Source organism: Mycobacterium colombiense (genome assembly GCF_001665835.1).
In the GTDB taxonomy this organism is placed as follows: domain Bacteria; phylum Actinomycetota; class Actinomycetes; order Mycobacteriales; family Mycobacteriaceae; genus Mycobacterium; species Mycobacterium colombiense_A.
In genome coordinates this window covers 23,719-37,381 of record NZ_LZSX01000014.1, presented here as the reverse complement: position 1 = coordinate 37,381, position 13,663 = coordinate 23,719, and the positions used below count along the sequence as shown (strand labels likewise).

The 13,663-nt window shown below is 68.5% G+C and carries 12 protein-coding genes and 1 pseudogene; 4 read left to right on the top strand and 9 right to left on the bottom strand.

Annotated elements, in window-relative coordinates:
* Window positions 1-4 precede the first annotated feature (4 nt).
* Entirely contained in the window at window positions 5-688 is a 684-nt protein-coding gene (locus A5760_RS03080; RefSeq protein WP_064877639.1) for a hypothetical protein, read from the bottom strand.
* The gene (locus A5760_RS03075) at window positions 685-1,356 is read right to left on the bottom strand and encodes a hypothetical protein (RefSeq protein ID WP_064877638.1); all 672 of its coding nucleotides are present in this window, start codon (window positions 1,354-1,356) and stop codon (window positions 685-687) included. The genes A5760_RS03080 and A5760_RS03075 overlap by 4 nt, the downstream gene beginning before the upstream one ends.
* 41 nt (window positions 1,357-1,397) lie before the next feature.
* On the opposite strand from A5760_RS03075, the gene A5760_RS03070 reads away from it, so the two are divergent.
* Window positions 1,398-3,383 (top strand): M13 family metallopeptidase, encoded by a 1,986-nt coding sequence (locus A5760_RS03070; protein ID WP_064877637.1) that lies wholly within the window; start codon window positions 1,398-1,400, stop codon window positions 3,381-3,383.
* On the opposite strand, the gene A5760_RS03065 is transcribed toward A5760_RS03070, so the two are convergent.
* The 5 genes and pseudogenes from A5760_RS03065 to A5760_RS03045 all read right to left on the bottom strand — a co-directional run bounded on the left by A5760_RS03065 (window position 3,367) and on the right by A5760_RS03045 (window position 9,209).
* A complete protein-coding gene (locus A5760_RS03065) occupies window positions 3,367-5,616 on the bottom strand; it encodes a molybdopterin oxidoreductase family protein (protein ID WP_064877636.1) in 2,250 nt (749 codons plus the stop codon). The two genes, A5760_RS03070 and A5760_RS03065, sit on opposite strands and share 17 nt — an antisense overlap.
* Complete coding sequence (locus tag A5760_RS03060) at window positions 5,606-6,208, bottom strand: TetR/AcrR family transcriptional regulator (protein WP_064877635.1); 603 nt, start codon at window positions 6,206-6,208, stop codon at window positions 5,606-5,608. The genes A5760_RS03065 and A5760_RS03060 overlap by 11 nt, the downstream gene beginning before the upstream one ends.
* 171 nt (window positions 6,209-6,379) lie before the next feature.
* Window positions 6,380-7,422 (bottom strand): annotated as a pseudogene (locus A5760_RS03055) (L,D-transpeptidase).
* 117 nt (window positions 7,423-7,539) lie between these two features.
* Window positions 7,540-8,772 carry an MFS transporter gene (locus tag A5760_RS03050; protein ID WP_064877772.1) on the bottom strand — a complete coding sequence of 411 codons (1,233 nt, stop codon included), beginning with the start codon at window positions 8,770-8,772 and terminating at the stop codon, window positions 7,540-7,542.
* A 146-nt stretch (window positions 8,773-8,918) separates the two neighbouring features.
* Entirely contained in the window at window positions 8,919-9,209 is a 291-nt protein-coding gene (locus A5760_RS03045) for a metal-sensitive transcriptional regulator (protein WP_064877634.1), read from the bottom strand.
* Between the two features lie 117 nt (window positions 9,210-9,326).
* On the opposite strand from A5760_RS03045, the gene ilvD reads away from it, so the two are divergent.
* On the top strand, window positions 9,327-11,039 hold the full coding sequence (ilvD, locus tag A5760_RS03040) for a dihydroxy-acid dehydratase (protein WP_064877633.1): 1,713 nt from the start codon (window positions 9,327-9,329) through the stop codon (window positions 11,037-11,039).
* Window positions 11,040-11,108: 69 nt separating this feature from the next.
* On the opposite strand, the gene A5760_RS03035 is transcribed toward ilvD, so the two are convergent.
* Entirely contained in the window at window positions 11,109-11,549 is a 441-nt protein-coding gene (locus A5760_RS03035; RefSeq protein WP_064877632.1) for an SPW repeat protein, read from the bottom strand.
* Between the two features lie 161 nt (window positions 11,550-11,710).
* Between A5760_RS03035 and A5760_RS03030 the strand changes: the two genes are divergently transcribed.
* Window positions 11,711-12,694, top strand: coding sequence for a nitronate monooxygenase (locus A5760_RS03030; protein WP_064877631.1), 984 nt, complete (start codon window positions 11,711-11,713; stop codon window positions 12,692-12,694).
* Between the two features lie 3 nt (window positions 12,695-12,697).
* On the opposite strand, the gene A5760_RS03025 is transcribed toward A5760_RS03030, so the two are convergent.
* Window positions 12,698-13,351 (bottom strand): O-methyltransferase, encoded by a 654-nt coding sequence (locus tag A5760_RS03025; protein ID WP_064877630.1) that lies wholly within the window; start codon window positions 13,349-13,351, stop codon window positions 12,698-12,700.
* Window positions 13,352-13,509: 158 nt separating this feature from the next.
* Here A5760_RS03025 and A5760_RS25935 point away from each other — a divergent pair, with 158 nt between their 5' ends.
* On the top strand, window positions 13,510-13,656 hold the full coding sequence (locus A5760_RS25935) for a metallothionein (protein WP_082279316.1): 147 nt from the start codon (window positions 13,510-13,512) through the stop codon (window positions 13,654-13,656).
* Window positions 13,657-13,663 lie beyond the last annotated feature (7 nt).

Sequence of the window (13,663 nt, the reverse complement as noted above, 5' to 3'; positions counted from 1 at the left end):
AGAGCTACCTGACCGGCAGCACATCGGCGATCAGCCAGTCGCTGCCCCGCTTGGTCAGCGTCACCCGCAGCGCCGGCGCCGCCCGACTGGGCGGCTGTCCCGGGGTGTTCTGGGTGACCCGCAGGATCACTGCCACACTGGCCGCCGACGGCCCGAGGGCCTCCACCCCGGCCGACACCGTGGTGGCCTGCGCCGTGACGTTGTGCTGGGCCAGGTCGGCGCTGGACTTGCTGTACTGCTCCTTGAACGCGGCCGCGTGCTCCGGGACGATCATCGCCGTGGCCCGGTCGATGGAGCCGGACGGAGCGGTGGGGCTGAAGGACGCCATCGCCTCCGCCATGCCGGTCGCGATCGCGACGACCTGGCGCGAGTCGTTGGTGAAGTCGTTGTCCGCCCTCGTCCAGTGCGTGTAGCCCGTCGCCACCGCCGCGGCCAGGACCGCCGTGCACAGCAACACGACCGCCAACCGCAGCCCCGGGGCGTCGTCGTCGGTGCCGAGGCTGACCGAATCGCGGCGCAGCAGCCAGAAATTGATCACCACGCCTTCCACGATCAGCAGGATCAGCACCGAGCACGCCGACACCCACCACAGCGGCCAGCCCAGCACCAGCCCGATGGCCAGCAGGGCCGCGATCGCGGCCAGCGGGGCCAGGATGTCGAAGGCGAACAGCCGCCAGATGTTCCTCATCGGATCGACCCCAGTCCGGAGATCATCTGCTTGCCGTCCACGTCGGAGACGTCCAGCCGCAGGTTCCAGTGCACGGTTTGCGGCTTGGCCCCGACGTTTTCGCTGACCGAGGTGGCGACCACCATCACCGAGTCGGTTCGGCTCGCGAACGGCGGCAGCTTGGTGGTGACCACCGGCCTCGAGACGCCGGGCTGGGTGTCCAGGTCGTGGTGCACGGTTTCGATCGCCACCGCCTCGATCCGCCCGGCGCTCTTGGACTGCAGCTTCTCCACGACCGCCTTGTACGGCTGCACGGCGGCGTCGAAGTCGGTGTTGAGCTCGCCGACCGTCCCGTCGTGCAGCCGCTGCAGGCTGGCGTCGACGTTGCCGCTGTTCATGTTGATCAACACGTTCGCCCAGTCCGCGGCGGTCTGCATGGCGCGGCTCAGGTAGCCGCGCTCGGCGACCTGGTCGCGATGGTCGGACCAGATGATGAAGCCGAGCACCACCGCGGCCACCGACAGCACACCGAGCACAGCCGAGGCGATGCCGTAATGGGAAAAGACTTCGGCCCTGTCGGATTCGTCTTTGTCGACGTCATTCGAGTCGTCGTCGGTCGAGTTGTCGTCGGGGGCGACGGCAACGGAATCTTCTTCGGCAGGTGGCTCGGTTCGCTCGCCCTCGGACATGGCCCGATCGTTGCACCCGGGAAAGATGGAAGGATGGCGGGGTGACGAATACGGCCATCCGCTCGGGCATCGACCTGAGCTTTGTCAACGAAAGTATCCGCCCCCAAGACGACCTGTTCGGTCACGTCAACGGTCGCTGGTTGGACGAATACGAGATACCGGCGGACCGGGCCACCGACGGCGCCTTCCGCCAGCTGTATGACCGCGCCGAAGAACAGGTGCGCGACCTGATCGTGGAGGCCAGCCAGCAGGGTTCGGCCGTCGCGGACGACGACGCGCAGCGCATCGGCGACCTGTACGCGAGCTTCCTCGACGAGGACACCGTGCAGCGCCGCGGCGTGCGGCCGCTGCTGGACGAGATGACCGTGATCGACGGCGCCGCCGACGCCGACGCGCTGGCCCGCGCCCTCGGCGCCCTGCAGCGCACGGGCGCGGGCGGCGGCGTCGGGGTGTACGTGGACACCGACGCCAAGAACTCGGCCCGCTACCTGGTGCACTTCACCCAGTCCGGCCTCGGGCTGCCCGACGAGTCCTACTACCGCGAGGAGCGGCACGCCGAGGTGCTGGAGGCCTACCCCGCGCACATCGCGCGGATGTTCGGTCTGGTGTTCGGCGGGGACCCGGCCGAGCACGTCCAGACCGCCGACCGCATCGTCGCGCTGGAGACCAGGCTGGCCGAGGCGCACTGGGATGTGGTCAAGCGCCGCGACGCCGACCTCACCTACAACCTGCGCACGTTCGCCGAGCTTCGCGACGAGTCGGTGGGCTTCGACTGGGCCGGCTGGGCCGGCGCATTCGGCGCGAACCCCGATGCGCTCGCGGAAGTGATTGTGCGCCAACCCGATTACCTGCGCACCTTCGCCGAGCTGTGGCGCGGCGAGGACCTCGAGGTGTGGAAGAGCTGGGCGCGGTGGCGGCTGATCCGCGCGCGGGCCGCCTGGCTGACCGACGAGCTGGTGTCCGCGGACTTCGACTTCTACGGCCGGCGGCTGACCGGCACCGAGCAGATCCGGGACCGGTGGAAGCGCGCGGTGTCGCTGGTGGAGAACCTGATGGGCGACGCCGTCGGAAAGCTGTATGTGCAGCGGCATTTCCCTCCCGGGGCGAAGGCCCGCATCGACGAGTTGGTCGCGAACCTGCGGGCGGCGTACCGGTTGAGCATCAGCGACCTGGACTGGATGACACCGCAGACCCGGGAGCGGGCGCTGACCAAGCTGGAGAAGTTCACCGCCAAGGTCGGCTACCCGGCCAAGTGGCGTGACTACTCCTCGCTGGTGATCGACCGCGACGACCTGTACGGGAACTATCAGCGCGGCTACGCGGTCAACCACGACCGTGAGCTGGCCAAGCTCGGCGGGCCGGTGGACAAAGACGAGTGGTTCATGACGCCGCAGACGGTCAACGCCTACTACAACCCGGGGATGAACGAAATCGTGTTCCCGGCAGCGATTTTGCAGCCGCCGTTCTTCGACGCCGAGGCCGATGACGCGGCCAACTACGGCGGCATCGGGGCGGTGATCGGGCACGAGATCGGCCACGGCTTCGATGACCAGGGCGCCAAGTACGACGGCGACGGCAACCTGGTCGACTGGTGGACCGACGCCGACCGGACCGAATTCGGCGCCCGCACGAGGGCGCTCATCGAGCAGTACGACAGCTACACGCCGCGCGGCCTGGCCGGCCACCACGTCAACGGCGCATTCACCGTCGGGGAGAACATCGGCGACCTGGGTGGGTTGTCGATCGCGCTGCTGGCGTACCAGTTGTCGCTGAACGGCCAGCCCGCGCCGGTGATCGACGGCCTCACCGGCGTGCAGCGCGTGTTCTACGGCTGGGCCCAGGTGTGGCGCACCAAATCCCGTGACGCGGAGGCGATCCGGCGCCTGGCGGTGGATCCGCACTCGCCGCCGGAGTTCCGTTGCAACGGCGTGCTGCGCAACATGGACGCGTTCTACGACGCCTTCGACGGCGCCGACTCCGGTGCGCTGTTCTTGGAGCCGGCCAGGCGCGTCAAGATCTGGAACTGACGCCGGTGGGCAAGGGGGCGGGCTCGATCCGCGCGGGCACGTGCTTGTGCCACGGCGTGCCGGCGTAAGGATCGCGCCACTCGGTCGAGGTGAGCACGTTCGGCGCGACGCCGGGGGTGACGGTGCGTCCCTCGTCGTCTACGTAATCGAGCCCAAAACCGTTGGGCAGGGCGGCGTGCCCGGCCATCATCGTCTCGGTGATCTCGATGGTGGCCTCGGCGCTGCCGGCCGCGGTGCTGATGCGCGCCCGGTCGCCCGCGGCGAGTCCGAGGTTCTGGGCATCCTCGACGCTGATCCGCAGCGCGCCCTCGGCATCGCGTTTGCGCCACGTCGGGTCGCGGAAGATGTCGTTGGCGGTGTAGGCGCGCCGCTCCCCCACCGACAGCACGATCGGGAACTCCGGCGTGGTGAGCTGGGGTGGAATCCGGGACAGCGTCTTCAATTCGTCGAGCATCGACGGGATTTCCAGCGCGATCTTGTGGTCGGAGTGACTGATCAGCGCGAAGTCGTCCTCGTAGTTGTGCACGGTGAACGTCACTCCCGACGGGGTGTCCAGTATCGCGTCGAACAGGGCGTTGCCATCGGCGTGCCCGGCGCGCCGCACCGCATCCGGATAACTCATGGCGGTCTTTTGGGCAAGGCCCCACAGGGCGGCCGCACCGCGTAACCCGTCCGGCAGGGTCGGCCCGAGCGTTTCGTAGAGCACGTACGGAAGTAGTTGCGCCACAGTCGGATTAGCTATGGCACTAAGGAACGCCTCGGTGTAAGCCTGCCGACCGTTTCGTGCGGCTTCGTGCAGTGGCCGCAAATCTGCGTCGTCCAGCACGCCGAGCGCCCGCACCAGGCGTGCCCAGATTTCGGGCTCGGCCAGGGTTCCCGGCAGGGGCTCCATCAATGCACGGCGCAAATGGAAGGTGTTGTGCGGGAATTCCAGGTTGAAGAAGGTGGCTTCGGGCTTCTCGAATTGGGACGCGGCGGGCAGCACATAGTGCGCGAGCCTGGCGGTCTCGGTCATCGCGACGTCGATGACCACCATCAGTTCCAGGGCTTGAAAAGCCTCGCGGCAGGCGGCCGAGTTGGCCAGCGAGTGTGCGGGGTTGCTGCTTTCCACGATCATGGCCCGGAACCGGTCCGGGTGGTCGGTCAGGATTTCCTCGGGCACCACATTGCTGGGCACCAGCCCGGAAATGATCGGGGCGCCGGTGACCGGTGTGCGCCCGGAGAACTGGCCGAACAGTGGAGCGAACGACGAATGTAGGTGCTGGCCGCCTTTTTTCGCGAAGTTGCCGGTGAAAATCCACAGCAGCTTGTTCAGATACGAGCACAGCGTGCTGTTGGGTGCCTGCTGCACGCCGAGGTCCTCGAACACCGAGACGCTGGCGGCCGTGCCGATGCGCCGCGCCGCGGCGCGCAGCAGCTCCTGGTCGACTCCGCAATGCTGGGCGTAGTCGGCCACCGGAACGTCGCGCAGCGCGGCGCGCACGGCATCCGCGCCGCGCACATGTTCGCCGAGAAATGTTTCGTTGCACAGGTTTTCCTGGACGAGAATGGCGGCCAGTGCGGCCAGGCACCATGCGTCGGTGCCGGGTCGCACCCGCAGGTGGAAGTCGGACATCTTGGCGGTGTCGGTGACCACCGGATCGATGACGATCATCGAGCGGGCCGGATCCTTGGCGATCTCGTTGAGCACCACCCGGGCTCGCGGAAAGCTCTGCGACATCCACGGGTTCTTCCCGACGAACACCGCGACCTCGGCGTGCTCGAATTCACCCCTGGTGTGGCCACCGTAGAGCTGCCCGTCGATCCAGGCCTCACCGGTTTTCTCCTGCGCCAGCGCATTTGAGCGGTAGCGCGAGCCCAACGCCTTCAAGAAGGCGCCGCTGTACGCCCCGCCCAGGTGGTTGCCCTGCCCGCCGCCGCCGTAGTAGAAGATCTTGTCGCCGCCGTAGCTGTCGCGAATGTGCTTGAAGCCCTCAGCGATCTCGACGATCGCCGTGTCCCAATCGATCTCCTCGTAGCTGCCGTCGGCGCGGCGGCGCAGCGGGGAGGTCAGTCGGGCGCCGCTGTTCTGATAGTGGTCCAGCCGCAGCGCCTTGTTGCAGGTATAGCCCTGCGAGGCCGGATGGGCCTTGTCACCGCGGATGCGGGTCAGCCGGCGGTCGTCGACCTGGACGACGATGCCGCAATTGCATTCACACAGGATGCACGCGCTGGATTGCCATTCACCGGTCATGTGGGTTTCCTTTCCGAGTGCCTGGACCAGACGACGCCGCCGACAGCAGGTCGCGCAGCTGGCGGTGGACGACGTCGAGGGGCATCAGGTCGCGTCGCACTCGGGCGAGCACGATCGCACCCTCGAGCGAGGTGGTGGCCAACACCGCCAATTCGCGGGCCCGCTCCGGCGCAATGCCGTCGGCGATGAACCGTGCGGCGATCAGGTCCGTCCATCGGTCGAAGACCGCCGCGGCGCGTTCGATCACCATGCGTTCGGCGTCGTGCTGCTCGCCCGCTTCGACGGAGACGGCCACGATGGGGCAGCCCGCGCGAAAGTCGCTGTCGAGGAGCTGGCGGCGGTACTTGTCGATCAACGTGTCCATCAGTTGCAGGCCGTCGTCGGCGCCGGTGATGACGGCGGCGACGTGCTCGCCGGCGTAGTCGACGGCCTCGCAGAGCAGCTGGGTGCGCCCGCCGGGAAAGTAGTGGTAGGCCGATCCGCGGGGCGCGCCGCTGTGCTCGAGCACATCGGAGATCGCGGTGGCGCGCGCCCCGCGCTCCCGGATCAGCAGGGCGGCAGAAACGACCATCCGCTCGCGTGGACCACGCATCGCAGCTCCTCAGGTGTCGTCTGTTATGTATGATGCTATATATAATTCGCGGGCGAGCGAAAGCCCCCCTTTTTTGCGGATCGCACGGTTGCTATGCGCCTTGCCGGGCACACAGAAGCGAAATCGCCCATCTCCCAGCGGAAATGGGCGATTCTGCGTGGTTGACGCGGGTCAGTTCAGCCAGTCGGCGGATCCGTCGTTCTTCTTGTAGTTGCCACCGCTGGAGTTCTTCACGACGATCGGGTCACCCGGACCGAAGTTGTCGAAGAACCACTTGGCGTTGGAGGGGCTGATGTTGATGCACCCGTGGCTGACGTCGCGCTTGCCCTGGTCATCCACCGACCACGGCGCGCTGTGCACGTAGTCGCCGACGTTGTCGAAGCGGACCGCGTCCTCCACCGTCACCTTGTAGCCGTAGGTCGAATTGACCGGCACCCCGTAGGTGGAGGAGTCCATCACCACCGACGCCTTCTTGTCCTGCACGTAATAGGTGCCGTTGGGGGTCTGGTGATTGCCCGACGTCATGCCCATCGACATCGGGAAGGTCTTCTCCACGGTGCCGTTGCGGCTGACGATCAGCTGATGACTCGCGTCGTCGGCCGTGGCGATCAGCGAGTCGCCGGTCTGGAAGGTCGACACGGTGCCGCCGGCGTCGACGGTGACCGCGGTGTGTGCGGGCCAGAAATTGATTGGGCGCCAGCGCAGCTGGGTCGGGGTCATCCAGTAGAACTTGCCCGGTACCGGCGGGACCGACGAGACGTGCACGGCGCCGATCGCCGCGTCGGCGTTCTCGACCGTTCCGGGGAAGTTGATGATGATCGGCTGGGCCACACCCACGGTCGAGCCGCCCTTGGGGACGAACGACGGGGGCCCGAACGGGGCCGTGCCGGTGAACGGCGTGTTGTTCTGCCCATCGGCCGGGGCCGCCGCGGCGGGTTGCGCACCCGGGGGAAGCCATGGCGGCGGCGCCAGCGGGTTGGGCGGCGGCGGGGCCGCGAGCGGGTCAGCCGGCGGCGGGGGCGCCGCGGGTCGGGTGGCGGCGGCGGTCCGGGCGGGGCCGCGACCGCGCCCGGGTCAGCGGGCGCCGGGTCCGGATCCGCCAGTGCGGGAGCCGCACTCAGCACCAGCACCAAGCCCAGGACGGACGCCAAGCCGGCGGCGTTCAGAGCGGCGAAGAGGCCCTTCTTGGTACCGGCCCTCGTCCTGCCCGACATATGCATACCTCCACTCGTGTTCTCGACACAGTGTCGCATAAGGACCGCGCCAGCTACCGTCACCGCCGGTTGCCCGCGTCCCCGAGAGGGCGTCGATTACCCGGCTGACCTGGGCGGCTATGAATCGGGTGAGCTTGTCGGAGCTACGTCCAGCATCCGCCGGTTGGCCACGATGCCGATGAGCGCGACGGCCATCAGGGCCGCCGAAGCGGTCAGCATCATCGTGACGCTGCGCTCATAGAACAGGCCGCCGGCCAGCGAGCCGGCCATGATGCCGACCTGGAAGGCGGTCACGTAGAGCCCCGACGCGCCGTCGGGGTCGTCGGCCCCGTTGCGCATCGCGGCGGATTGCATCATCGGGGAGACCGCGGTGGCCATCGCCCCCCACAGCACGATGGCGGCGGTCCCGATCAGCGCGGTGGCCACGCCCGTCCTACCGCCCAACGCCAGCGCGGTCAGCACCACGAAGGCCGACATCAGCCCAGTGATGCACAGGATGATGGCGCCCTTGGGCCGGTGGTCCAGCGGCCGCGCCACCAGAGGCAACGACAGCAGGCCGGCCAGCCCGTAGGCCGCCAGCACGAAGGCGAGGTTCGGCCCCCGCACGCCGAGGACGTTGCGGATCAGCTCGACGATGTAGGTGTAGGACACGAAGTGGCCGGTGACCGCGATCATTGCCAGCACGCTCACCAGGATCAGCCGCGGGTTGCGGTGGTGTCGCGACCTCGGACCCACGTGGGCGAGCTGGTCCTCGGTGAGCACCATCTCCGGTAGCATCACCCGGGCGGCGAGGGTGACGACGGCGGCCGCGACGGTGACGCACACGACGGCCAGGCGCCAGCCCCACATCAGGCTCAGCGCCGCGGTCAGCGGGCTGCCCACCACCAGCGCGAGGCTGGTGCCGACGTAGATCGACATGGTGGCGCGCCCGGCGTGGGTCGGCGGCACCAGCCGCGTCGCGATCGGCGCGATGACCGCCCACAGCAGGCCGTGGGTGACCGCGCATAGCACCCGCCCGGCGGCCAGCACCGCGAAGTTGGGCGCGAGTGCCGAGATGACCTGCGAGGCGGTGAGGCAGGTCAGGCTGAGCATGAGCGTGCGGCGCCGCGGCCAATGCGCGGTCCAGCGCACCAGCGGAAACGTCGTCAGGGCCGCCACGAAGGCATACCAGGTCAACAGCGTTCCCACCGCAAACAGGCTGACGTGCAGGTCGCGAGCGATGGCCGGCAGCGCGCCGACCGGCAGAATCTCGGCGGTGACGTAGGTGAAGGCCGCGGCGGCCAGCACAGCCAACTGAGCCGCGATCCGTGGAGTCCACGTTCGCGCGGCAGCGTTGGTTTCGGCAGTCATGGCGTCTGTATCGGCCGGACCACCCATTTCCTGGGTTGTCGCGCCTAATGCGATCACACTGCCTTACCGTACGGACCGCAACTACGCCTGCCCCGGAATCAGGGCCGGGATGCAGGTCTCAACTATGTCACCGATGAAGAACGAAATCAGGAACGAACCAGGCGCGCGATCGCGGCGGAGGCTTCGGCGAGCTTCTCATCGGCATCGTCGCCGCCCTCGGCAACCGCGCGGGTGACGCAGTGGCTCAGATGTTCGTCGAGCAAATTCAGGGCGACCGAACGCAACGCGCTGTTGACGGCGCTGACCTGGGTGAGGACGTCGATGCAGTACTTGTCCTCCTCGATCATCCGGGCGATGCCACGCACCTGGCCCTCGATGCGCCGCAGCCGCTTGGCGTAGTTGTCCTTCTGCTGCGAGTACCCGTGGTCGTTCGTCATCTGTCTCCCCTGCCAATTCACCGCCCTGCAGCGGCATCACGCCGAACTCCAGCTTATACCCCGTCGGGGTATTACCCCGAAAATTGGCATCGCGACTGGCCAGCGCATACTTGAGCAATGCCCACCACCGATTCGGCCGGAACCGCCGACATCAAGCCGCGTAGTCGTGACGTCACCGACGGCCTGGAGAAGGCCGCCGCCCGGGGCATGCTGCGGGCCGTAGGCATGGGAGACGAGGACTTCGCCAAGCCGCAGATCGGCGTCGCGTCGTCCTGGAACGAGATCACCCCGTGCAACCTCTCGCTGGACCGGCTCGCCAAGGCGGTCAAGGAGGGCGTGTTCTCGGCCGGTGGTTACCCGCTGGAGTTCGGCACCATCTCGGTGTCCGACGGCATCTCGATGGGCCACGAGGGGATGCACTTCTCGCTGGTGTCGCGCGAGGTGATCGCCGACAGCGTCGAGACGGTGATGCAGGCCGAACGCCTGGACGGCTCGGTGCTGCTGGCCGGCTGCGACAAGTCGCTGCCCGGGATGCTGATGGCCGCCGCGCGGCTGGACCTGGCCTCGGTGTTCCTTTATGCCGGCTCGATCCTGCCCGGGGTCGCCAAGCTCTCGGACGGCAGCGAGCGCGAGGTCACCATCATCGACGCGTTCGAGGCGGTGGGCGCCTGCGCCCGGGGGCTGCTGCCCCGCGAGGACGTCGACGCCATCGAGCGCGCGATCTGTCCCGGTGAGGGCGCGTGCGGCGGCATGTACACGGCCAACACGATGGCCAGCGCCGCCGAGGCGCTCGGGATGTCGTTGCCGGGCAGCGCGGCGCCGCCGGCGACCGACCGCCGCCGCGACGGGTTCGCCCGGCGCAGCGGTGCGGCCGTCGTCGAACTGCTGCGGCGCGGGATCACGGCCCGCGACATCCTCACCAAGGAGGCGTTCGAGAACGCGATCGCGGTGGTGATGGCGTTCGGCGGCTCGACCAACGCGGTGCTGCACCTGCTGGCCATCGCCCACGAGGCCGACGTCGAACTGTCGCTCGACGACTTCAGCCGGATCGGGTCGAAGGTCCCGCACCTGGCCGACGTCAAGCCGTTCGGCCGCCACGTCATGTCCCACGTCGACCACATCGGCGGCGTGCCGGTGATGATGAAGGCGCTGCTGGATGCCGGGCTGCTGCGCGGCGACTGCCTGACGGTGACCGGTGCGACGGTGGCCGAGAACCTGGCCGCGATCGACCCGCCCGACCCGGACGGCAAGGTGCTGCGCGCGCTGAGCAACCCCATTCACCCGACCGGCGGGATCACCATCCTGCGCGGATCGCTGGCGCCCGAGGGCGCGGTGGTGAAGTCGGCCGGGTTCGACTCCGACGTGTTCGAGGGCACCGCAAGGGTTTTCGACGGCGAGCGGGCCGCGCTGGACGCTTTGGAAGACGGCACGATCACCAAGGGCGACGCGGTGGTGATCCGCTACGAAGGACCCAAGGGCGGCCCCGGCATGCGGGAAATGCTGGCCATCACCGGCGCCATCAAGGGCGCCGGCCTGGGCAAGGACGTGCTGCTGCTGACCGACGGCCGCTTCTCCGGCGGGACGACCGGCCTGTGCGTCGGCCACATCGCGCCCGAGGCGGTCGACGCCGGACCGATCGCGTTCCTGCGTGACGGCGACCGCATCCGGCTGGACGTGGCCAACCAAGTGCTCGACGTGCTGACCGATCCGGCCGAATTCGAGGCTCGGCGAAAGGATTTCACCCCGCCGGAGCCGCGCTACAAGACCGGCGTGCTGGCCAAGTACGTGAAGCTGGTCAGCTCGGCCGCCATCGGCGCGGTCTGCGGCTGATCGCCGTCCCGGGCCGCGCTGATCAGCCCGGGGCGGGCGAACTGCCTTGCGGCCTAACCGCGTTCGCGATCAGGCGTGGGTGTCCGTCGCGCGGGTGCGCATGCCGAAGTAGGTCGCGTTGAAGCCCAGGAATGCCAACAACACGCCCGCAACGACATTCGACCAGGTCATGCCGGCGGTCATCACGACGCCCGGCAGGATCCACGTCGAGACGATGACCCACACGCCCAGCACCGGCAGCGTCCAGGTCATGCCGTGCGCGCGATCCAGTGTCGTCGCGAACCCGTAGGCCAAGAACGCCGCCGCGATCCCGACGATCAGGTCGGACGTGGCAAGCGATGTCGTGGCGCTGAATCCGACGATCCACGGCGACGCGGCCACGTACAGGCCCGTCAGCAGGGCCAGCCCGAACGTGACATGCGCGCTCATCGACTCGGCCACGCGCTCGTAACGCGCACGCAGAGCCAACAAATCGGGGTGGTGATCGATTGATGAATGGACTGTACTCATTTTGTGACCTTTCTGTTATGCGGCAAGCCTTTTGAGCGTGGCCGCACCCATCCATCTGCCGTCAACATTACGCCCGCACGTCGGTTACCAGCAACGAAAATCAGTGCCCGGCAGGGCCGCCCGGTGTGGCCGTATGGACGACCCGCGTAGCGTCTTAGGACATGGATATCGCGGACCGGCTGCGGCTCGATGTTCCGGTCGGGCAGGCCGGCATGGGCGGCGGACTGGCGGGCGCGGCGCTGGCGGGCGCGGTCGCCCGGGCGGGCGGCCTGGGCACGCTGGGCATCGACACGCCCCAGCGGCTACGCGAGTCGATCGAGCGGGTGCGCGATCAGGCGCCGGGCCGCGCGGTCGCGGTAAACCTGTTGATGCCCTTCGTTCATCGCCGGCACGTCGCGGTCTGCGTCGACGCGCGGGTGGATGTCGTCGTGGTGGCGTTCGGCGAAAAGCGGGGGCTCGTCGAGCACCTGCGCGATGCGGGGATCTTCGTCTTCGTGATGGTGGGCACCGACGCGCAGGCGCGTGCCGCGATCGCCGCCGGTGCCGACGGTTTGATCGCCCAGGGACGCGAGGCCGGCGGACATCTGGTGGGAACCATGGCGGCGCTGGACTTTTTGCCGCGCGCCCTGGCCGCGGCCGCCGGGCGTCCGGTGCTCGTGGCCGGCGGCATCGCCACCGGCGCCGACACCCGCGCCGCGCTCGACGCGGGCGTCAGCGGTGTCGTGGCCGGCACGCGATTCCTGTTGACCCACGAGGCCAACGCGAACCACGCGTACCAGCAGCGAATCCTGCGGGCGGACAAGACGATCGAAACCAACCTGTTCGGCCTGAGCTGGCCGCTGCGCCACCGCGTCGTGCCCAACGCGGCCACCCGCCGGTGGTGCGGCGAGGACGGTAAGGCCAAGGCGTTGCCCGCCGCCCTGAACGCGGCCAGCCGCCCGCTGTCGGCGCTGGGCTATTTCGACGCGGGACCGCTGATGCGCCTGCAGTCGCCCGCCCTCCCGTTCTTCACACCGCTGGCGCCGGTTGCCGGCGTGCCCGACTCCTGGTTGGACAGCGCAGCGCTGTACGCCGGCGAAACAGCTTTGCGGATCGGCGAACTCACCTCCGCCGAGCAAGCCGTCGCCGACCTCGCCCCCCGCTGAGGCCTACCGCACCAACGCGAACGCGAAGCCGTCCCAGCGCTTGGCGCCCACCGTCTGGAGCACCGCGGTCTCCAGCCGCGGGTGCTCGCCCATCGCCTGCAGCGTCTGGCGCACCGCCTGTGCTTGGGCGTTGGACTCCGGATCGAGGATCTGTCCCTGCCGAATCACGTTGTCCGCCACGATGACCGCGCCGGGGCGGGCCAGTCGCACCGCCCACTCCAGGTACGCGGGGTAGTTCTCCTTGTCGGCGTCGATGAAGATCAGATCGAACGGACCGGTCACCGTCGGCAGCGTATCCAGTGCGGCCCCGACGATCACCTCCACCCGATCGGCGAGGCCGGCCCGCTCCAAATTGGCCCGCGCCACCTCGGCGTGCTTGGGCTCGTATTCCAGCGTCACGACTCGTCCTTGCGGGCCGGCGCCGCGCGCCAGCCAGATGGTGCTGAAACCGCCCAGCGTGCCGAGCTCGAGGATGCTGCGCGCACCGATGGCACCGGCCAGCAGGCTCAGGAACTTTCCTTGCTGCACCGACACCGCGATCGACGGCAACCCGGCCGCGTCGCTGGCCTCGAGGGCCGCGGTCAACGACGGGTCGCCGTCCACCACTGTGCTGTCCAAGAATGCGTCGACGTCTTCGGGGGTTGGGTTCTCGGTCATGGCGCCCACGCTAGCCGCGCCCGGCGGCGTTGGCACGGACGGCCGGGCCGGCATCGAACCGGTCGCGACCGTTTACGGTATACCCGTGGGGGGTATATAGTGAGGGTGCGGTCGACCCACACCGCAAGAATCACCACAACAGGAAAAGAGTGAGTCAAATGGCAACTTATGAAGCCGGGACCGAGCTGACGTGCGGTCACGAAGGCTGCGGCTGTCGCGTCCGCATCGAGGCCCCCTGCCACTGCTCGGGTTCGGGTGAGCCGTACCGCTGCACGTGCGGCGACGCGCTGGTTCCCGTCAAGTAACCCACCG

What these genes read in the sequence shown, in the direction of transcription:
- A5760_RS03035 (WP_064877632.1), bottom strand. Translation starts at nt 11,549, where the DNA reads ATGAGTACAGTCCATTCATCAATCGATCACCACCCCGATTTGTTGGCT.
- A5760_RS03075 (WP_064877638.1), bottom strand. Translation starts at nt 1,356, where the DNA reads ATGTCCGAGGGCGAGCGAACCGAGCCACCTGCCGAAGAAGATTCCGTT.
- A5760_RS03045 (WP_064877634.1), bottom strand. Translation starts at nt 9,209, where the DNA reads ATGACGAACGACCACGGGTACTCGCAGCAGAAGGACAACTACGCCAAG.
- A5760_RS03030 (WP_064877631.1), top strand. Translation starts at nt 11,711, where the DNA reads ATGGATATCGCGGACCGGCTGCGGCTCGATGTTCCGGTCGGGCAGGCC.
- ilvD (WP_064877633.1), top strand. Translation starts at nt 9,327, where the DNA reads ATGCCCACCACCGATTCGGCCGGAACCGCCGACATCAAGCCGCGTAGT.
- A5760_RS03025 (WP_064877630.1), bottom strand. Translation starts at nt 13,351, where the DNA reads ATGACCGAGAACCCAACCCCCGAAGACGTCGACGCATTCTTGGACAGC.
- A5760_RS03060 (WP_064877635.1), bottom strand. Translation starts at nt 6,208, where the DNA reads ATGCGTGGTCCACGCGAGCGGATGGTCGTTTCTGCCGCCCTGCTGATC.
- A5760_RS03080 (WP_064877639.1), bottom strand. Translation starts at nt 688, where the DNA reads ATGAGGAACATCTGGCGGCTGTTCGCCTTCGACATCCTGGCCCCGCTG.
- A5760_RS25935 (WP_082279316.1), top strand. Translation starts at nt 13,510, where the DNA reads ATGGCAACTTATGAAGCCGGGACCGAGCTGACGTGCGGTCACGAAGGC.
- A5760_RS03050 (WP_064877772.1), bottom strand. Translation starts at nt 8,772, where the DNA reads ATGACTGCCGAAACCAACGCTGCCGCGCGAACGTGGACTCCACGGATC.
- A5760_RS03065 (WP_064877636.1), bottom strand. Translation starts at nt 5,616, where the DNA reads ATGACCGGTGAATGGCAATCCAGCGCGTGCATCCTGTGTGAATGCAAT.